This is a genomic window from Bacillus sp. UMB0728 (assembly GCF_002858875.1).
Taxonomy (GTDB): Bacteria; Bacillota; Bacilli; order Bacillales; family Cytobacillaceae; genus Bacillus_AB; species Bacillus_AB infantis.
Genome location: NZ_PKLA01000003.1, coordinates 179,014 through 194,313, shown reverse-complemented (window position 1 = coordinate 194,313; position 15,300 = coordinate 179,014). Strand labels below are relative to the sequence as shown.

The following is a 15,300-nucleotide window of genomic DNA, read 5'->3' as shown; positions in this document are numbered from 1 at the left end:
GAAAACTTATGAGAGGTGTAAAAATGAGTGAAATTAACTGCCTAGTCTGTAAGGGGAATCATTTTAAAAAAGGTCAGTATATAGCAGAAGCTAAAATAGAGCTTTACTCTACTCTAGAGGGTGAAGATAAGAATATATATCATGAGTTCATTGATAATAAAGTAGAAATAGAATTTAAAGTAGAAGGCGATAAAAAATACCAGTATAGTTACGAAGATGTATATAAATATGTTTGTGAAGACTGCGGCTACGTAATGAGTTTCATTAAAGAGAAAAATGTATTAAGCAAAGAAAAGGAACGTAAAGAAAAACAAAAAGCAAATGGCTATGACTGGACTAATTTCAATAGCAAATAACAAATTGTGTTTTAATTGCAGGATTATATCCAGTGCATGAAGAATTTTTAGTTAACTATTTCGAGAGGGCTGTGAAAGATGAATTATAAGAAATTTATGAATTCTGCTTGGTTAGTAGCTGCTATACCGATGCTATTTCAAATAGTAATTTTAGCTCCAATCTTTTACCTGATGATGCTTTACGTGAAGGGGATAGCTTTTATTTTTAAGTTTATTACTAAATCACTTTGGAAGTTAATTCTTTGGGAAAGTGAAGTAAATAAACGAAAAGCATTAGAGAAAAAGAATGACCAAATAAATTGACAATTAGAATGTGATTTTAAAAATAATGGAGGTATTAAAATGAAAGAGCAATTACAGATTGATATTGATTTAACAAAAGATAGATTACGTGGTCAAGCTGAATCATTAAAGAGGTCAATGGAACTATTGTTATTAAGATTAGAAAAGAATAATCTGCAGCAAATCAATCGAATGGGAGAAGTTCAGGGATTAGGTTCAGCAGTAGATGTGTCATGTATGGAATTAAAAACACTTCTTTATTTACTGGATATGACAAGTGAATAAAATAACTATTAGATTTGAAAACCAAAGGGGGAATATCCATTGGAATTTGTTGAGGAAGCTTTAAAAGTTGAATATGAAAATGAAGAGGAAAGAAGAGACCATATACTTTCCATGTTCCGTGAGGGCTATGAATTAAGCAAGGAATATCAGGTAATAGACTTTTATGGAAGAACACATTTATTAGCTGAATTTAGTATAAAAAGAAATGGATTAAAAGGTAAGTGAATAATTAAAACAAAACAATCACATAAAGGAGAATAACCATGTTAAAAACATACGCCTTACTTATACGCAAATGGATGGACGATATCAAGTTTCAATGCTGGAACCTTAACTTTACTCATGATCATCTAATTGACGTTATACACGGTCAATATGAGGCTAAGATGCAGCGACTATTCAAACGGTTAGAAAAGCAATATGGATTTGATAAAGCTAAATTTTACGCATTACAGGAACAGGCAATGAGCTTCTAAAACTAAGGAGGTCAATCATGGGATACATAATGTTTATTGGAGTGTTCTTTGGACTAATTGGGGCAGCAGTTACGATAACTAAATACTTTGAGATTGACCTTGTTAGTTGGTTTGTTAAAGATGAAACAAGTTAATTAAACAGTTTAGTGAGTTGTGGTAATAAGGTGAATAGGAAATTGCTTATAACTAAAGCAGCCCAGAGACAGAAACTGACGGATAGTAATGAGTATACGATGAACTTTTTCATGAGGTTAGTTTGTGTAAAATAAAGAGTAAAAATTCGCAAGAGAATAACGAGGAGGAATTAATGTGGAGAGTAAACATGGACTGTCACAATATCGGTTAAACTATGCTAAAAATTATGCACAGGGGTTTGCGGATTCTGTAAGCAAAATTGAGATGATGTATCAGATGTCAGCAGAAGGATTAATTAGTGATGAAGTAGCCGAGAATTATATTTCTAGAAATATCAAGGAAATAGAAAGAAATTGGGAATATTTTAAAAGTTATATAGTTCAAAGAGATGATATGAGATAAGAAATTCGTATCTAATTCTAAATTTATAGGAAAAGGGGAAGATGTTATGAAAATTCAATATGTATTTAAGCACAAAAGAGATGGTGACATCCAAAGAGAGACATTTACTTTGGATGAAATTGAAAAAGGTCAAACACTGGCTTATGTTGAGGGAATGAAACAAGATGGCTACACATTAATTAACCGTGTTTTTGTTGAATACGTCTAATGGTTGGTATGAAATGTTGATTTCAAGGGGAGGAACCATGAAACTATATAAAGTTACACTCGAAGAAAATTTGTATATTACAGAGACTATTGTAATGGCAGCAGATCCAGAAAAGGCTATATACTTAGCAAGGAAACTTATAGGCGATTCTACAGGAAAGACAATACTTTATGACATTCAAACGTATTACGGGGGATTAGTTGTGAGTAGGAATTTAAGATAAAATCTGATTACTTCGGAAAAGGAGATACTGAAATGACAGTTAGAGAATTGATCAATTTATTACTGGACTGTGAAATGGATGCTGAAATAAAAGTTGGTTCTGTAGGAAATTTTGGAGATGAGATTAAGGGAATCAAATGTGACGAATTAGAAAGAGGATATGCCATAGAAATAGATGAGTGATTCACCACGAAATATCCATTTTATATTGAAAGGTGAGGTGAGCAATTTGAATATTTACGACTACTATCTTGAAGAAATAAAAAAGGAATCTTTAATGCTTGCTGAGAAAGTAAGCCAAGGGATATATACAGTGGACGAAAGCCTTGAATTGCTTGATCAGAAACGCAAGAAGCTGGGTGAGGAAATAGAGAATGGTCTTGTGCAAACTAAATAAATGATTGATTTTCTATGAAAAATTTGCCAGTATGAACTTACACTTTAAAAAAGGGGAATGGGAATGTTATATGGCTGATAATCTTTCAGGTATGGATTTGAATGATTTGAAATTTTACAGATCTCAATATGAAGAGTTTATTAATGAGACGGAAAATGAGCTAAGCAGGGAAAGGTCAGAATACTATATCGACAAGCTTAATAGGGAACTAGATGACTTGAAAGAACGTCTAAATGAAATTAATGATTGGATTTCCCACAGGGAGTATGAAGAGGAAAAAGAGCATCTTAAAATTCTAGGATGGGACAATGAATAAGGATATAAGCGAGTTTAATTTTGCCCGACTTTTTAAGGATGCTGAAGAATATACAGAGAAGGGGAAGGGTCAGGAGTTTATCTTTCCCTCAAAGTCACCTTTTCTAATTGAGATGGTTAAGAAGATGTTGCTGAGTAGGAATTAGGGAATAAAAAATATCTTTTAAAGGGAGTTGAAAAGCGTGAGTACAAATTATTACTTTAGAGATAAAGAAGGATACAATAGAATTAACAAGGCTAACAGCCAGATAAAAGAACATGTAAATAAGATATTTTCCATCTTGGAAGAGAATTTTGAAAGAAATTTAGTCTTTAAGAAGATGGATATTGAGAACGCTACTCAAATATCCGATGAAGAATGTCTGATTCATATAGGGCAGTTTGCATATGGGTGGAAAGTTTTACTTAAGACAAACAATGAGCTATACAACACTGTTTCAGAAATGAGATCCTTCTATAATAAAAACAAAGATAAATATGAAGTCGTAGATGAATATGGATATGTGATGACATGGGAAGAATTAGAGAAAGAATTTCTAGGGTTAAATGAAGGTAAATTTAGAGGGGATTTTGAAGATAAGGATGGATATTGTTGGAGTAAATCAGAATTCAGTTAAAAATTATATTTGATTGGGGAGTAGGAAATGAAACTTGTCTGTGATTGTGGTAATGAAATGGAGTTTGTTCCATATGAGGATTCAGAAGATGATGAAAGAGGCTTGCTTGTAAGAAAGGACGTTAAGAAATATGAATTTTGGGCGGAACATGATGAAACAGGAATAACTTGTAACCAGTGTAAAAAGTCTATTTGGTATTTTGCATAAAATGAAAGTTATATCGGAATATTAGACACAAAATTGTAAGGAGGGAATTAGAATGAAACCTTTTATGCCTGAAGAAACAAATGAAGATAGGATTTTTCAATTGGAGTGCCAAGTTACAATGCTTACAGACCTAATAGTACAACTTATTGGAGAATTAAAAGATAAAGGAATTCATGTTTCGGACAAATTAAATAATTAAATATAAGGTGTGATTGTGTGAGTGAAGAACTTAAAGAGCAATCAGAAAAGCTAAACGAACTCAACACCTTGATCAGACAGAAACAAACTGAGTTAACTTTAATGATTGCCCAGAGGAATGACTTAGAAAAGGATATAGAGAAGAAGAAACATTTGAAGAATAGGTTTGGATTAAAATCATTATAAAACCCTGTACAGATACAGGGCTACATATCAGATACTCTTCTTCATACCGCAAACAGTACATTCACGGACGAACATTCTATCTATAATTTGGCTTTTAAATTTAGTGGAATCACAGTTATCACAACGTCCAGATTTAACGTCAGGAACATCCTTGAAGTCATGAATGACTGTTGTATCATATCCTTTGAATTCTTTGTTCATGCAATCACCTACAGTTAGATTTACTTAAATATAATATCAGAAAGCGGAGTGAATAGATATGTTAATAATTAGACTCAGAGAAGAATATAAGGCTTATAAATCAATGTGCAGTGCTATGGGTATTCCGCCAGTTAAGTTTGATGTGTGGGCTAATAAGATGGTTTAGGAGTGGTTAAATGTATGCGTTAATTGTTAAGAAGGAGCCTGAGAGGTATGAGCTGCAGCATAAATTAACTATGGAATCACAGCCTTATCAAGTTGAAGTGGCAGCAGATCCTAACATATTGAAAAGGTCACTGACTGCAGATTGGGAACCGGGAAAAGAAAATGTATTATGGATAGCAAAATTTGGTTGACATTTAATATAAAACAAACTAATATAATAATTAAGAAAGATATTCTTTGCAGTTAGAATATTAATAATTGTTGTAGGATAACTGGAAAGAATAAGGTAAAATTTAAGTAGTTAATTGGAAAGAGGGAGATCAAATGCCACCTTATGAAGGAACTACTTACTTAACTTATCACGGTGATAATAAATGTTGGAAGTGTGACTCACTAGCAACAACAGAAGTCAGAATAGGTGAGCCACCTGCAAGCTGGAATAATGGAGAAAGATATAGCAGCCAGTTTTACTGTAATACTCATTTTGAGGAGTTTAAAGAGAATGAAGACATTGCAAGTAAGAAATCAATTGAGAGGCTTAGACAGCAGATGCTGGAAGCTGGAATGGATGAGAAGCAGGTAAACGAATTGATTACAATGACATTTGGCAAGAAATAATCTATATAGAAAGGATGAAGGTGATAGCATGAAACAACGGATAATGGAATTGGAATCTCAATTAGATCACGAGAGGGCAAAAGTGAAGTTTCAAAATAAGGCTATGGCACTTTTCAATAGTATGAACACAATTCAAACAGATTCACTTCGAGCAATTCTAGAAATTATTAAAGAGAAAACTGAACAGCAATACTCTTTAGCATCAAGAGAACAAAATGTGGAGATATTCGATTTACTATCTAAATTGTACTTATCGTTACCGGATGAGCAAAAATTAAATGAAATTAATGAAGAATTAAGAGAGATGTATTCCTAATGGCATACAATTGTTTGGATAAAAGGAGTTGGGGGGGAGGTGTTGGAGTTTAGAGAATCTTTCGAACTAAAATCAGAGCATTTAAAGCTTCTGCAAAATATGTATGTAGGCTGGAGAGATATTGAAACAGGAGCACCTCGAATTGATCCCAAAAGACCTTATGGGAATAGCGATGTTATACAAGACATCCATTTTATTTTAACTGGGAGTCATTTGGAAGAGCAAAACATTAATAGTCTAGAGGAGCATTATATGACGCTGCATAGAGAAATGGAAACTGTTTTGCAAATTGTTTTACACACTATGTCTTTTGAAACAGGGAAATATTGCAAAGAAGGTTTTGGAAAAGATTGGGTAAAATCCAATTGAAATAATCATTTTAAGGGGAGCGTATGTTTTGAACTCATTGGTACTGGATCTTCAATTAGCTGCGTGGAATAGTAACGAAAAGGTATCCGAGCTTGTAAGAAAGGGTTATATTATAGCTAAAAAACTTGAACTAGAAGAATTCTCAAAGTGGATTGAAGCTGAATTATTTGGATATGAGGAAAATGCAGAGATACCAAAATACAGAGTGATAAGAGGTAATGTTAAAGCTTTTAATCCTTATCATGGATGGAAGATAGTACACTTTCCTAACGATGAAACTGAAGAAGCGTATTCAACTAGGTTGGTTTCACAGTCTATAGCAGAATTGGAAGAATTATACCAAAGTTCTACCGAAGGGTTTCGTATGGAATTTCCAAGCGAAGCATCAACTAACCTATATCAAAGTATAGGGCTAGAAGCCTCACTTCATATACCAAGGAATCAAATATTTAAAATATTGGATTTTGTTAAATCTACAATATTAGATTGGTCTTTAAAATTAGAAAAAGACGGTATATTAGGTGAAGGGATGACTTTTTCAGAAGAAGAAAAAGAAACAGCTTCTGATTCTAAATATGTAACTTATATCCATAATATGTATAATTCGCAACTTCAACAAGGAACAACATCCTCAAAACAAGTTAATAATGATTTAGAACAGTTATCCAAGATTATTGATCAGATAAAGGTTAAGATTGAAAATGTAGATGTAGCAGAGTCTGAACGAGCAAACTTAGAAGCGGAAGTACAGAAAATTAGAGAGCAACTGGAGGGGAACGAACCTAAAGTAGGAGTTATTAAAGGTAGTTTGACCGCAATTGGGCGAATTGTTAGTGGAGCTAGTGAATCAGCTTTAACTGAACAGTTAACAACATTAATTCAACAAGGAATGAATTCTATATAATACTTATTCTACAGGAGGAGCTAAATGAAAGCAGCTCTTGAGAATTTTATTGAAGGTGCAAAAGGAATACTTGGCTACATCTTTACCTTTATCCTATTTATTATTATGATGATGTTATTATACTCACCTGTTATGCTATGGAATCATTTTTTCGGAGATAATGAACCCAGTAAATATGATCCTGCAGATAGCAATAGAGACGGTATTGTAACTGAAGCAGAAGACGAATATTACAGCAAAGATTTATCTGAACTATACAATGGCAAGTAAATACCTGCTCTAAGCTGCAACTTAAAGCAGGTACACAGTCTATTATTCTTCTATTATCTCTTTAAACTGATCTATATAAACATAGACATCAACATTGTTACCATATGCATCAGTAAAGGTCATAGTCGCACCTACTGAATTTTTTAAAAGGTTGTCCAATCCATTTGCAAACATATCAACTGTATAGCCTTTGAATTCATCCATTAATTGCAATCTTCCTTCCGGGTATAATAAAATATAAGTAATCATGTCATTGCGCCTCAATACGTATTGCTTATGTATTATATTACATAGTGTGGATAGAAATGTAAACAATTAATGCTATATTAAATTACACAGCAACACTATGTATGTGGGCGGGGAAGGGAATTTTTATATGGATGTATTGGCTGAAAGGCTAAAATGGCTTAGAGAAACAAAGCGTTTAGGGCAAAAAGAGGTAGCAGCAGACTTGGGAATAACTTTAAGTGGTTTCCAAAAATTGCAATATGGAGAATCTAAACCAAAAATAGAAACATTAGCAAGGATTGCTGTATATTTTAATGAACGTTCTGATTTCTTATTAGGGTTAACAGATCAAACTAAGCAAATGGAAAACATAAAAAACAAAATCGAGTTTACTTTAATGCTTTTAAATGAAGCTAAAATGGATTTTGCAAACAATGCTTTTAATGATAAGACATCTCAGAGTGAAAAGGATAGGCTATTTAGTAAAGTAAATAGATTAATGGATGAAGTACAGAGTCTTTCTGGTGAGTATGTGGATAGATATGTTAGAGTACCAATGACAAATTGGATTATGGACGATATTGTGTCCAATAAAGCTCCTTTTACTTATTATGTACGGGAAAATCCCATCATGCAGAATTGGGAGCTAGTCATTAATGATAGTTCTGATGCAAGGTTATTTGATTACAAATTTAAAACATTGGATGAACTGAATAAATCAGTTGATGAAATTCTTGAAAGCTATTCGACAGTTGGAATTAGACCATTTGAGGAACGTTTAAAATAGTGATTTTATAAGAAATTTATGACTGAAAATGAGGGTAAATGACATCATGAACACCTACTATGTAAAAATTTATAACGGTAATCGCTGCATATACGATGAAGTAATGATGGCTGCCAGTAAGAATGATGTGCTAATTAGCTTACTGGCAGGGCAAGTATTGGATACATATACTAAGATAGTCATAGAAGAATAAATAATCTGGAAAAGTTTTCTTTTCCGGTTGCCAAAACAAAATAAATAGATATAATAAGAAAGGTGAGAAGGAACGATGAAAGAATACATAATTTTTGGGACTATTGAATTTGCAGATCAGTTTGACAAGAGGAAAAAGGTCAATGAGCTAAAGAATGAGTTTGGTCAAAATCTGCGGTATTGGGTAGATAATCAGCTTATTTCTTACGAATCCTTTGTATTTCAGTATTAGGTATTATTCTAGGCATATGAACACTTTAAGAAAAAATAATTTAATAAACATATAGACAAACACCCAGAAAGATGGTAAATTTATATTAACAAGAAATTTACAAATATGTAAAAGGGTGAGGGAAATGGAAGAGCAAAAAGGACTAAGACAAATGTTGATCAATCGTCTGGAATCTGAGAGAGGGCTTGCTACTAAGATGGCTAAGATGACTAGTTTCTCTAGCGGCTCAAGTTTAATGAAAACATTAAGAAAAAATGACGGTGACATTGAACTGTTTGACAGCTTTGTATATATTGTCCATGAACTTTTCCCAGAAGAAAAATTCGATCTAATGTTCGAATTTGCTAAAACTCTAAACCCTAACAGAATGACAGCAAGATTCATGATAGAGTATGCAGCATTGTACGGACTAAGAGAAATGAAAGTTCATATGATTAATAAGCTTCTAAATTCAGATAATGACCATAGTGTTGATTGGGCTTATGTATACAATATTGACCATCTAACAATGGTAAAGGAATTAGGATCTTTTGAGGCAATTAACTTATTATCTCAAAGAAAATATACTAGCCCAGAAATGAAAGTATATTCTAAAATTGTTCTCTATTATATCTTTGAGGACATGAGGAACATTAAAATGATGGAAACTTTGTATAGTGATATTAAGGGAGAAATTGATAATATCGTCAACACCTTTACCAAATCATCATTCCTAGCAAGATTATTTCTTATAGAAGGTGATGTTAACTTGCATAATAAGTTAACTGCTAAAGTAAAAGAAAACATCTTTGCAATTGAAAATGCTTTAGATCCGTTAAAATACTACGCTTTCCTGACTATTGGTAACTCATATATGCTAACAAATTATGAAAAAGCATTAGAATTATATAACAGGTGTTTGGAAAATGTTGATGGGGTTGTAGAGGAGCAAGTAAGAAACAGTAAAAACTTCCTTTCCATCCTTTGGGGTAAATTTGATCAGTACGTGTTTAATGGAGACTTAAGTAATGAACTCTTCTACTATGCTAAAAATGGCGAAATAGAAAAAGGTAAAGCTGTACTAGCTCAAATAGAAGTTGATGAACTTTCAGTTTATCAGAAAGCATTTAACTGTTATTATCAAGCTCTGCTTTTTGATGATGAAAATATGCTTTATAAATCTATAAAGTATTTCAACGAATCAGGAGATAAGTTTTACAAAATGCTCCCGATTAGAGAGTTGCAGGTAAAAGGGATTAATCAGAATATCATTGAAGTATTAAGTGCTTAAAATGTCGAAGCTTGAAAGGAGGTGAAATACATGAAAAAGATCATTATTAAAATCGCTGTTTCAACTATGCTACTTGCTGGTGTAGTAGGCGTTGTAAAAACTACAACCGAAACAACTGAGTCAGCTGCATTAGTTCAGCCGATGCTAGATCCGGGTCAAGGAACTCGTCCTCCGGGGTGAATTAAAACTTAAGCAATAATTAGCAATACATACTATTAAAGGGTGTCCGTGGTAAATTCCACTGGACACCCTTTGTAGTTAAAAAGAAAGAATCCAAATTTAGGATAAGCCAAAATTGGAACTAAAACTAGGGAGGAATATTAAAATGAAAAAATCAAATGAAGTTTACTCACTATCTCGCCTACAATATGCTTACCTGCCAATTACCCTCAAATACGAAGCTAAAGAAGAGCAATGCTGCTTATGCTGGAAGACACTTTGCAAATGTGATCATGACTTAGCTTCAGACTCCTTTATTAACCTCACAGAGCCAGAAACAAACTACACAGAAGATGAGCTACAATATGCGTGAATTATATAGTTATAGGCAGGTAGTATTAGAAAACAATCTAACACCTGCTTATTTAACTATATTTTTTAAAATAAAACAATTAAATACTTTACATTGAGACTAAGTGCTTATATAATAAGAAATATAAGATAACTGTTTTAGTCAAGGAGGCTGTCTCAATGTCAAGTAAACTTGTATCATTAAAATATAAGAAGATGGAAAAACAATATCGTGAGTTCTATTCGAATTATACTTATCATGCTATGTCCCTATCTATGGTTGGCAGCCCACCTAAATCACCTGTGGAAATTAAAAAGCAACTTAAAACAAGTTAATTGAATGTAAGGAGGTGATTTCAAGTGTCTGTGTTTAAAATTGATGGAGAGTTGGATGTTCAATCTGAAATGGATCATCAAGAAGTAATACAGAAATTGTTTAAAATCTTAAAAGAGAACGGGATTCACTTTAAGGGAGAAACAAAGCAGGTAATTGAAGAAGTATTGCAGCCTGTTAATACATAATTAATCAAACTAATTAAACAATGAAATAGGTAGGTGAATAGAATGAATGGGAAAGAGATACTAGATGTTATTTCCGACAATCCGTATACAATGTACGGAGCACTGATGTCATCTATAGCATCTCAAGAAGCTAAATTGACACCGCAGGAAAAGGCTGAACGAAATGAGAGAAGACGAATAAGAGAAGAGCAAAGAGTTAAACGTGCAAAAGTGATAAATGGTATATGCCCAGTTTGTGATGAAGGTAAGTTGATCAGAGGTAAAAAGGAAAAGAAAGCTGGATATAAGCGTTTGTGGACTTGTGGAAGTTGTGAAGTAAGGGTTATGGATGATGGGAATGCGTTTGTAGATTAATATAAAATCATACTTTGAAAGGGAAGGGGAGGAGTTAATTTGAGAAAAAGTTCGTTTAAAGCCTTAGTTGGTTCACATAATTACAACTTAAATACAGTCGATTCAGATAGGGATTACAAGGAGTTTTTCTATCCATCGTTTGAGGATCTCTATTCCGGTGAGAAATACTCCAAGGCTGTTACTGGAGACACTGAGGACATTGAACATCATGACATTCGTAAGTTGCCTGATATGCTATGGAAAAGTAATGTGAATTTTGTAGAGGTATTATTTTCAACTGAAGTACATACGAATGACGGACTATTTAAGGAGCTATCTGAGAAAAGGGAACACATAGCAAGTATGAATTTGCCCTATCTCTATGATGCTTGTATGGGAATGTACCACAAGAAAAAGAAAGATTATGAAAGAGATTTAGCTAGGGGAGAATGGAAGAAAGTATACAAACATGCTGCATCAAAAGTTAGAATAGTTGACTTTTTACAAAGGTATGAAAGCTTAAATTGGAATTTTTCAAAAGCATTTACATATTACAATGAAGAACCCATGAGAAATACACTATTGAAGATTAGGTCTGGGTATTTTGAAACTGAAACAGAATTAAATGTCTTTCTTGAAGGATCTGAGAAGCTTTTAGCAGCAATTAAACCTGCATATAAAGTTAAGAAAGAAGATTTAGCAACTAAAGAATGGCTTTATAACACTGTGAAGCGGAATGTTGAAGATCAAATTTATTTAGAGTTGAAATAATAATTAAATAATATGGAGTTGGAGTTATGATTAGGATTGTTGAAGGTAATATTCTGAATGCCCCTGAAAACATTATTGGTCATCAGGTAAATTGTCAGGGAGTTATGGGAGCAGGTCTTGCTAAACAGATTAGAAATAAATATCCAGAAGTCTATACAAATTATATAGAATTTATTAATGAGTGCGGTAAGAAAGCTTTGTTAGGTCGAATGCAACTTGTCACATGTGGTGAAAATAAGTGGGTAGCCAATTTATTCGGTCAATCTAGCTATGGCAGACAAAAGCTTGTGTACACTCACTATGGAGCTTTGGAGAATGCTTTTAGACATTTAAGAAGCATCGCCAAGGAGCATGATCTATCTGTCGCATTGCCTTTTGGAATTGGTTGTGGGCTGGCTGGTGGAGATTGGGAAGAAGTTTACGCAATTATTGATGAGGTGTTTAACAATTATGAAGTAGTGCTTTATAAGTTCAATTAAAACAGAAATTGTATCTGGAAAGAGGAGAGCTAAGTGTTGGAGAAAGTATATCTTAATAGACATGCAGAAATAGGTGATACTGTTGAAGCCGTATCCAATCCGTTTAATGTTGGGGATCACATTGTTGGCTATGAGTATACAGTAAAAAGATTAGGTCATGGTTATGTAGTTGTCACCAGCAATAGACTACCAAAACACAATAATGAAATAGTGATAAGTGACGATCACTATCAAGTCATTGAGTATAAAGTTGTTCCCGAACCTAAAGAAACTCATATAAAAACGTACAAATTTTTAGGTATACCATTCGGAAAAAGAACTACATATATTTATGATTAATACGATATAGGGAGGTTTTTAGATGGAAGGAGTAAAGCGGTACTTAGAAAAAATGTTTGGAAGAAGTTTAACTGAGAATGAGGCTTACATGATAAATCTAGCTTATAGTATGGGGCAGCAGAATGAGTTTGATAAGTGGGCTAAAAGTTATAATATAATAATAATTAAATAAGGGTGATATCGATGGATAGCAAAATGGAGCAAATGATGGATGAATATCTAGATAAGAAAGAACAGGAAGCTTTACTGGCTTATAGAAAGAGAGTGGGGTTAGATAGAATTAAATTACCAAAGGATATTATAGAAACCGTTGAAGGTGCTTTTCTAATTGGCTATCAAGCAGGCAGTATAGATGGTGCAGAAGAGATGAAGAATCTTTCAAAGGTTGATCCGGTTGGATTTTATAATTGGATTAGATCTGAATAAAAAGTTAGTTTTAAAGGAGTGCGGGAATGAAGAACTGGTATCACAAACAGTTGGCAAAATATTACCTTCGTAAATGGTATCGATATAATGTGAGAACCGAAGAATATAGATTAAAATCCTTAAAGTATTGGGATATGTTGCATTAAAATATAAGGTTGATTTGAAGGGGTGAAAGACATGACAATTAGAGAATTAGAAATACTCAAAGCAGCCCTAGAAGGGGATATTATTAGACAAAAGAAAAGTGAGAAAGCAGACCATCCAGAGTGGAAACAGTGGCTTCAGGACAGTGAGAAGGTGCTTAAGAAAGTGAATATTAAACTGGCAGAGGAAATGACTAAGGAAAGTTACAAGAAGCAAGCCGAACAAAAGAATGATAAAGGATTATTTTTCAAAGGATATAGACCAAATTTCTATTTTAAAACCAAGTAAAACATTTAATTGATCTTAAAAGGAGAGGTGAACATGGACGTATTATTTGATATGAAATTAACCAGTGGTGAAGTAATAACAGGAGTTTATTTTCTTCAATATCAAAGACCCGTCAAATCAGGTAGGGGAAGTATTTTAATATGGGCGAATGACTGTATAAGAGCCTTTGACAGTGCGGATAAGGAAATTAAAGGTCGAGATTTTGAAGAAGCAGAGTTGATTAAAGCTTATGATAAAGACAATGGTACGGATATAACCGACTATTTCAAGCAATTTGCTAAGGATGTTTCTAATTTTCAGGTAAGACCAATGACTGATAGAAATATATTTGCAAGAGAAGTACTAAAGGTAGACTCATAATCTACTATAAAAAATGATCCTTTTATTTGGAGGTGTGAAATGAACTTTAAACAAGAATATATTTCAGAATGGGTTCAAGATGATGCTTATGAAAAAGCTGAATTACTGTGGCTATGGTATGATTACCAAACAGAGATATATGATCGAAGTTTATGGGGTCAGCGTCCTGCTCCAGATGACGAAACAATGGTAATTCTTACAAGTCCTGAAGCAAGAGGATTGTCAAATAAGAATGCACTAAAATACAGGAGACTCTTACTACAAGTAGCGAGCTGTTTTAATATATCTGATGAGATATTACATAATACAAAAAATAACTCTTATCGAAATAAAAGTAGGATGTCTAAAAGAATTGAAGACTACCTGTACTTAGAAAAACTAGGGGAATTTGATTTTATTAAAGAAATAACTAAATAAAAAGTAGATTTTAATTGAGGAGAAATGTGTTTATGAAAATTGATTATGCATCGGATCTTCATTTTAACCATTGGATGATATGGACAGAAAACCAACTTAAATGGGAAAAACGGACTAAGCAATTGACAGAAAGGTTAATCCAAAATGGGAATGGAGAAGCACTCATACTGGCAGGCGATTTCTCAGAATTTAATTGTCAATCCATATGGATTCTTGAAGAGGCTGCCAAGAATTACGAGAGAGTGTATTTTACATTTGGCAATCATGATCTTTACCTAATATCAAAGAGTCAAAAAAAGAAATATGGAGACTCCTTAGGACGCTTAAATGAACTTATAGAAAGGGCTTCAGCAATTAATAATGTTGTTCCACTTATCAAGAATAAAGATGTCTACAGAGGCGTCAAATTTGCTGGTGATGCAATGTGGTATTTACCGGAATCATTAATGGATTGGACATTTTATAGAACAGTATCAAATGATTCCAGATTTATAAAAATCAATAGTCTGACAGCAAATAATGTAGCAAGATACCTTAATGAACTGTCATTGAACTGGTATAAAGACTTGGAGTTAGAAGAGATAGACGTATTTGTTTCTCATGTTCCGCCTATTCATCCACCTATTTCAAAGGAGAAACCTAATGCTTGCTATAGAGTGGATGTGCCATTTATTAATTCTAAGCATTGGATTTGTGGTCATGATCATTCTAAAGGAGACTTCAATAAGGCAGGTGTTCATTTTCACATGAATGCTTTAGGCTACGCAAGTAACTATATCGGATACAGAAGGAATACTGTTCCTGAAGCAACAATTGATTTTGGAGTCAGAACTTTTGAAGTTTGATTTAGAATCAAAGAACGATTTTATAAAG

At 33.2% G+C, this 15,300-nt stretch carries 38 protein-coding genes; 37 read left to right on the top strand and 1 reads right to left on the bottom strand.

All coding sequences use genetic code 11. The features are described from left to right. Positions 1-23 precede the first annotated feature (23 nt). The 21 genes from CYJ37_RS11960 to CYJ37_RS11880 all read left to right on the top strand — a co-directional run bounded on the left by CYJ37_RS11960 (position 24) and on the right by CYJ37_RS11880 (position 7,129). Positions 24-356, top strand: coding sequence for a hypothetical protein (locus CYJ37_RS11960; protein WP_101549996.1), 333 nt, complete (start codon positions 24-26; stop codon positions 354-356). Positions 357-434: 78 nt separating this feature from the next. Further along, on the top strand, positions 435-659 hold the full coding sequence (locus tag CYJ37_RS11955; protein WP_101549995.1) for a hypothetical protein: 225 nt from the start codon (positions 435-437) through the stop codon (positions 657-659). Between the two features lie 39 nt (positions 660-698). After that, on the top strand, positions 699-923 hold the full coding sequence (locus CYJ37_RS11950) for a hypothetical protein (RefSeq protein ID WP_101549993.1): 225 nt from the start codon (positions 699-701) through the stop codon (positions 921-923). A gap of 39 nt (positions 924-962) precedes the next feature. After that, positions 963-1,148, top strand: coding sequence for a hypothetical protein (locus CYJ37_RS11945; RefSeq protein ID WP_101549992.1), 186 nt, complete (start codon positions 963-965; stop codon positions 1,146-1,148). A gap of 38 nt (positions 1,149-1,186) precedes the next feature. Beyond that, positions 1,187-1,399, top strand: coding sequence for a hypothetical protein (locus CYJ37_RS11940; RefSeq protein WP_101549990.1), 213 nt, complete (start codon positions 1,187-1,189; stop codon positions 1,397-1,399). A gap of 309 nt (positions 1,400-1,708) precedes the next feature. Continuing rightward, a complete protein-coding gene (locus tag CYJ37_RS11935; protein WP_101549988.1) occupies positions 1,709-1,936 on the top strand; it encodes a hypothetical protein in 228 nt (75 codons plus the stop codon). A gap of 46 nt (positions 1,937-1,982) precedes the next feature. Further along, positions 1,983-2,144, top strand: coding sequence for a hypothetical protein (locus CYJ37_RS27230; protein ID WP_180827335.1), 162 nt, complete (start codon positions 1,983-1,985; stop codon positions 2,142-2,144). A 37-nt stretch (positions 2,145-2,181) separates the two neighbouring features. Then, positions 2,182-2,367: a hypothetical protein gene (locus tag CYJ37_RS11930; RefSeq protein ID WP_101549986.1), complete on the top strand. Its 186-nt coding sequence runs from the start codon at positions 2,182-2,184 to the stop codon at positions 2,365-2,367. Between the two features lie 32 nt (positions 2,368-2,399). Then, positions 2,400-2,549, top strand: a complete 150-nt coding sequence (locus CYJ37_RS27225; RefSeq protein ID WP_180827334.1) for a hypothetical protein — start codon at positions 2,400-2,402, stop codon at positions 2,547-2,549. Positions 2,550-2,595: 46 nt separating this feature from the next. Next, on the top strand, positions 2,596-2,763 hold the full coding sequence (locus CYJ37_RS27220; RefSeq protein WP_180827333.1) for a hypothetical protein: 168 nt from the start codon (positions 2,596-2,598) through the stop codon (positions 2,761-2,763). A gap of 70 nt (positions 2,764-2,833) precedes the next feature. After that, entirely contained in the window at positions 2,834-3,079 is a 246-nt protein-coding gene (locus CYJ37_RS11920) for a hypothetical protein (protein ID WP_142385264.1), read from the top strand. Between the two features lie 181 nt (positions 3,080-3,260). Continuing rightward, positions 3,261-3,695, top strand: a complete 435-nt coding sequence (locus CYJ37_RS11915; RefSeq protein ID WP_101549981.1) for a hypothetical protein — start codon at positions 3,261-3,263, stop codon at positions 3,693-3,695. 27 nt (positions 3,696-3,722) lie between these two features. Further along, entirely contained in the window at positions 3,723-3,902 is a 180-nt protein-coding gene (locus tag CYJ37_RS11910) for a hypothetical protein (protein ID WP_101549979.1), read from the top strand. A gap of 52 nt (positions 3,903-3,954) precedes the next feature. Further along, a complete protein-coding gene (locus CYJ37_RS27215) occupies positions 3,955-4,101 on the top strand; it encodes a hypothetical protein (protein WP_180827332.1) in 147 nt (48 codons plus the stop codon). 17 nt (positions 4,102-4,118) lie between these two features. Further along, positions 4,119-4,286 carry a hypothetical protein gene (locus CYJ37_RS27210; protein ID WP_180827331.1) on the top strand — a complete coding sequence of 56 codons (168 nt, stop codon included), beginning with the start codon at positions 4,119-4,121 and terminating at the stop codon, positions 4,284-4,286. Positions 4,287-4,663: 377 nt separating this feature from the next. Next, complete coding sequence (locus tag CYJ37_RS11905; protein WP_101549977.1) at positions 4,664-4,843, top strand: hypothetical protein; 180 nt, start codon at positions 4,664-4,666, stop codon at positions 4,841-4,843. Positions 4,844-4,976: 133 nt separating this feature from the next. Beyond that, positions 4,977-5,270, top strand: coding sequence for a hypothetical protein (locus CYJ37_RS11900; RefSeq protein ID WP_101549975.1), 294 nt, complete (start codon positions 4,977-4,979; stop codon positions 5,268-5,270). A gap of 28 nt (positions 5,271-5,298) precedes the next feature. Beyond that, positions 5,299-5,586, top strand: coding sequence for a hypothetical protein (locus CYJ37_RS11895; protein WP_101549973.1), 288 nt, complete (start codon positions 5,299-5,301; stop codon positions 5,584-5,586). 42 nt (positions 5,587-5,628) lie between these two features. Then, positions 5,629-5,955: a hypothetical protein gene (locus CYJ37_RS11890; protein ID WP_101549971.1), complete on the top strand. Its 327-nt coding sequence runs from the start codon at positions 5,629-5,631 to the stop codon at positions 5,953-5,955. Between the two features lie 28 nt (positions 5,956-5,983). Further along, on the top strand, positions 5,984-6,859 hold the full coding sequence (locus CYJ37_RS11885) for an AbiTii domain-containing protein (protein WP_101549969.1): 876 nt from the start codon (positions 5,984-5,986) through the stop codon (positions 6,857-6,859). A gap of 24 nt (positions 6,860-6,883) precedes the next feature. Continuing rightward, positions 6,884-7,129: a hypothetical protein gene (locus tag CYJ37_RS11880; protein WP_101549967.1), complete on the top strand. Its 246-nt coding sequence runs from the start codon at positions 6,884-6,886 to the stop codon at positions 7,127-7,129. A gap of 42 nt (positions 7,130-7,171) precedes the next feature. On the opposite strand, the gene CYJ37_RS26870 is transcribed toward CYJ37_RS11880, so the two are convergent. Continuing rightward, positions 7,172-7,378: a hypothetical protein gene (locus CYJ37_RS26870; RefSeq protein ID WP_142385263.1), complete on the bottom strand. Its 207-nt coding sequence runs from the start codon at positions 7,376-7,378 to the stop codon at positions 7,172-7,174. A 127-nt stretch (positions 7,379-7,505) separates the two neighbouring features. On the opposite strand from CYJ37_RS26870, the gene CYJ37_RS11875 reads away from it, so the two are divergent. From CYJ37_RS11875 to CYJ37_RS11820, 16 genes are all read left to right on the top strand, one after another. Then, positions 7,506-8,144: a helix-turn-helix domain-containing protein gene (locus tag CYJ37_RS11875; RefSeq protein ID WP_101549965.1), complete on the top strand. Its 639-nt coding sequence runs from the start codon at positions 7,506-7,508 to the stop codon at positions 8,142-8,144. Positions 8,145-8,692: 548 nt separating this feature from the next. Next, positions 8,693-9,838 carry an AimR family lysis-lysogeny pheromone receptor gene (locus tag CYJ37_RS11870; protein WP_101549963.1) on the top strand — a complete coding sequence of 382 codons (1,146 nt, stop codon included), beginning with the start codon at positions 8,693-8,695 and terminating at the stop codon, positions 9,836-9,838. Between the two features lie 30 nt (positions 9,839-9,868). After that, a complete protein-coding gene (locus CYJ37_RS27205; protein WP_180827330.1) occupies positions 9,869-10,018 on the top strand; it encodes a hypothetical protein in 150 nt (49 codons plus the stop codon). Between the two features lie 145 nt (positions 10,019-10,163). Then, on the top strand, positions 10,164-10,370 hold the full coding sequence (locus CYJ37_RS11865) for a hypothetical protein (RefSeq protein WP_101549962.1): 207 nt from the start codon (positions 10,164-10,166) through the stop codon (positions 10,368-10,370). Positions 10,371-10,528: 158 nt separating this feature from the next. Further along, positions 10,529-10,684, top strand: a complete 156-nt coding sequence (locus CYJ37_RS27200) for a hypothetical protein (RefSeq protein WP_180827329.1) — start codon at positions 10,529-10,531, stop codon at positions 10,682-10,684. A gap of 24 nt (positions 10,685-10,708) precedes the next feature. Beyond that, on the top strand, positions 10,709-10,870 hold the full coding sequence (locus CYJ37_RS27195; protein WP_180827328.1) for a hypothetical protein: 162 nt from the start codon (positions 10,709-10,711) through the stop codon (positions 10,868-10,870). Between the two features lie 42 nt (positions 10,871-10,912). After that, entirely contained in the window at positions 10,913-11,224 is a 312-nt protein-coding gene (locus CYJ37_RS11860; protein ID WP_101549960.1) for a hypothetical protein, read from the top strand. Positions 11,225-11,263: 39 nt separating this feature from the next. Beyond that, positions 11,264-11,974 carry a DNA polymerase beta superfamily protein gene (locus CYJ37_RS11855; RefSeq protein ID WP_101549958.1) on the top strand — a complete coding sequence of 237 codons (711 nt, stop codon included), beginning with the start codon at positions 11,264-11,266 and terminating at the stop codon, positions 11,972-11,974. Positions 11,975-12,000: 26 nt separating this feature from the next. After that, the gene (locus CYJ37_RS11850) at positions 12,001-12,453 is read left to right on the top strand and encodes a macro domain-containing protein (RefSeq protein WP_101549956.1); all 453 of its coding nucleotides are present in this window, start codon (positions 12,001-12,003) and stop codon (positions 12,451-12,453) included. 36 nt (positions 12,454-12,489) lie between these two features. Next, positions 12,490-12,792 (top strand): hypothetical protein, encoded by a 303-nt coding sequence (locus tag CYJ37_RS11845; protein ID WP_101549954.1) that lies wholly within the window; start codon positions 12,490-12,492, stop codon positions 12,790-12,792. Between the two features lie 22 nt (positions 12,793-12,814). Further along, on the top strand, positions 12,815-12,964 hold the full coding sequence (locus CYJ37_RS27190) for a hypothetical protein (protein ID WP_180827327.1): 150 nt from the start codon (positions 12,815-12,817) through the stop codon (positions 12,962-12,964). Positions 12,965-12,975: 11 nt separating this feature from the next. Beyond that, positions 12,976-13,218: a hypothetical protein gene (locus tag CYJ37_RS11840; protein ID WP_101549952.1), complete on the top strand. Its 243-nt coding sequence runs from the start codon at positions 12,976-12,978 to the stop codon at positions 13,216-13,218. Between the two features lie 177 nt (positions 13,219-13,395). Then, the gene (locus tag CYJ37_RS11835; protein ID WP_101549950.1) at positions 13,396-13,650 is read left to right on the top strand and encodes a hypothetical protein; all 255 of its coding nucleotides are present in this window, start codon (positions 13,396-13,398) and stop codon (positions 13,648-13,650) included. A 33-nt stretch (positions 13,651-13,683) separates the two neighbouring features. Then, entirely contained in the window at positions 13,684-14,010 is a 327-nt protein-coding gene (locus CYJ37_RS11830) for a hypothetical protein (protein ID WP_101549948.1), read from the top strand. 39 nt (positions 14,011-14,049) lie between these two features. Then, positions 14,050-14,427 (top strand): hypothetical protein, encoded by a 378-nt coding sequence (locus CYJ37_RS11825; RefSeq protein ID WP_101549946.1) that lies wholly within the window; start codon positions 14,050-14,052, stop codon positions 14,425-14,427. Positions 14,428-14,459: 32 nt separating this feature from the next. Beyond that, on the top strand, positions 14,460-15,272 hold the full coding sequence (locus tag CYJ37_RS11820) for a metallophosphoesterase family protein (protein WP_101549945.1): 813 nt from the start codon (positions 14,460-14,462) through the stop codon (positions 15,270-15,272). Positions 15,273-15,300: the final 28 nt, after the last annotated feature.

Excerpts from the sequence above, each read along its gene's own strand:
- CYJ37_RS11960 (WP_101549996.1), top strand. The coding sequence starts at position 24 with ATGAGTGAAATTAACTGCCTAGTCTGTAAGGGGAATCATTTTAAAAAA.
- CYJ37_RS11955 (WP_101549995.1), top strand. The coding sequence starts at position 435 with ATGAATTATAAGAAATTTATGAATTCTGCTTGGTTAGTAGCTGCTATA.
- CYJ37_RS11950 (WP_101549993.1), top strand. The coding sequence starts at position 699 with ATGAAAGAGCAATTACAGATTGATATTGATTTAACAAAAGATAGATTA.
- CYJ37_RS11940 (WP_101549990.1), top strand. The coding sequence starts at position 1,187 with ATGTTAAAAACATACGCCTTACTTATACGCAAATGGATGGACGATATC.
- CYJ37_RS27230 (WP_180827335.1), top strand. The coding sequence starts at position 1,983 with ATGAAAATTCAATATGTATTTAAGCACAAAAGAGATGGTGACATCCAA.
- CYJ37_RS11930 (WP_101549986.1), top strand. The coding sequence starts at position 2,182 with ATGAAACTATATAAAGTTACACTCGAAGAAAATTTGTATATTACAGAG.
- CYJ37_RS27225 (WP_180827334.1), top strand. The coding sequence starts at position 2,400 with ATGACAGTTAGAGAATTGATCAATTTATTACTGGACTGTGAAATGGAT.
- CYJ37_RS11920 (WP_142385264.1), top strand. The coding sequence starts at position 2,834 with ATGGCTGATAATCTTTCAGGTATGGATTTGAATGATTTGAAATTTTAC.
- CYJ37_RS11910 (WP_101549979.1), top strand. The coding sequence starts at position 3,723 with ATGAAACTTGTCTGTGATTGTGGTAATGAAATGGAGTTTGTTCCATAT.
- CYJ37_RS27215 (WP_180827332.1), top strand. The coding sequence starts at position 3,955 with ATGAAACCTTTTATGCCTGAAGAAACAAATGAAGATAGGATTTTTCAA.
- CYJ37_RS11905 (WP_101549977.1), top strand. The coding sequence starts at position 4,664 with ATGTATGCGTTAATTGTTAAGAAGGAGCCTGAGAGGTATGAGCTGCAG.
- CYJ37_RS11900 (WP_101549975.1), top strand. The coding sequence starts at position 4,977 with ATGCCACCTTATGAAGGAACTACTTACTTAACTTATCACGGTGATAAT.
- CYJ37_RS11895 (WP_101549973.1), top strand. The coding sequence starts at position 5,299 with ATGAAACAACGGATAATGGAATTGGAATCTCAATTAGATCACGAGAGG.
- CYJ37_RS11880 (WP_101549967.1), top strand. The coding sequence starts at position 6,884 with ATGAAAGCAGCTCTTGAGAATTTTATTGAAGGTGCAAAAGGAATACTT.
- CYJ37_RS26870 (WP_142385263.1), bottom strand. The coding sequence starts at position 7,378 with ATGATTACTTATATTTTATTATACCCGGAAGGAAGATTGCAATTAATG.
- CYJ37_RS11875 (WP_101549965.1), top strand. The coding sequence starts at position 7,506 with ATGGATGTATTGGCTGAAAGGCTAAAATGGCTTAGAGAAACAAAGCGT.
- CYJ37_RS11870 (WP_101549963.1), top strand. The coding sequence starts at position 8,693 with ATGGAAGAGCAAAAAGGACTAAGACAAATGTTGATCAATCGTCTGGAA.
- CYJ37_RS27205 (WP_180827330.1), top strand. The coding sequence starts at position 9,869 with ATGAAAAAGATCATTATTAAAATCGCTGTTTCAACTATGCTACTTGCT.
- CYJ37_RS11865 (WP_101549962.1), top strand. The coding sequence starts at position 10,164 with ATGAAAAAATCAAATGAAGTTTACTCACTATCTCGCCTACAATATGCT.
- CYJ37_RS27200 (WP_180827329.1), top strand. The coding sequence starts at position 10,529 with ATGTCAAGTAAACTTGTATCATTAAAATATAAGAAGATGGAAAAACAA.
- CYJ37_RS11860 (WP_101549960.1), top strand. The coding sequence starts at position 10,913 with ATGAATGGGAAAGAGATACTAGATGTTATTTCCGACAATCCGTATACA.
- CYJ37_RS11850 (WP_101549956.1), top strand. The coding sequence starts at position 12,001 with ATGATTAGGATTGTTGAAGGTAATATTCTGAATGCCCCTGAAAACATT.
- CYJ37_RS27190 (WP_180827327.1), top strand. The coding sequence starts at position 12,815 with ATGGAAGGAGTAAAGCGGTACTTAGAAAAAATGTTTGGAAGAAGTTTA.
- CYJ37_RS11840 (WP_101549952.1), top strand. The coding sequence starts at position 12,976 with ATGGATAGCAAAATGGAGCAAATGATGGATGAATATCTAGATAAGAAA.
- CYJ37_RS11835 (WP_101549950.1), top strand. The coding sequence starts at position 13,396 with ATGACAATTAGAGAATTAGAAATACTCAAAGCAGCCCTAGAAGGGGAT.
- CYJ37_RS11830 (WP_101549948.1), top strand. The coding sequence starts at position 13,684 with ATGGACGTATTATTTGATATGAAATTAACCAGTGGTGAAGTAATAACA.
- CYJ37_RS11825 (WP_101549946.1), top strand. The coding sequence starts at position 14,050 with ATGAACTTTAAACAAGAATATATTTCAGAATGGGTTCAAGATGATGCT.
- CYJ37_RS11820 (WP_101549945.1), top strand. The coding sequence starts at position 14,460 with ATGAAAATTGATTATGCATCGGATCTTCATTTTAACCATTGGATGATA.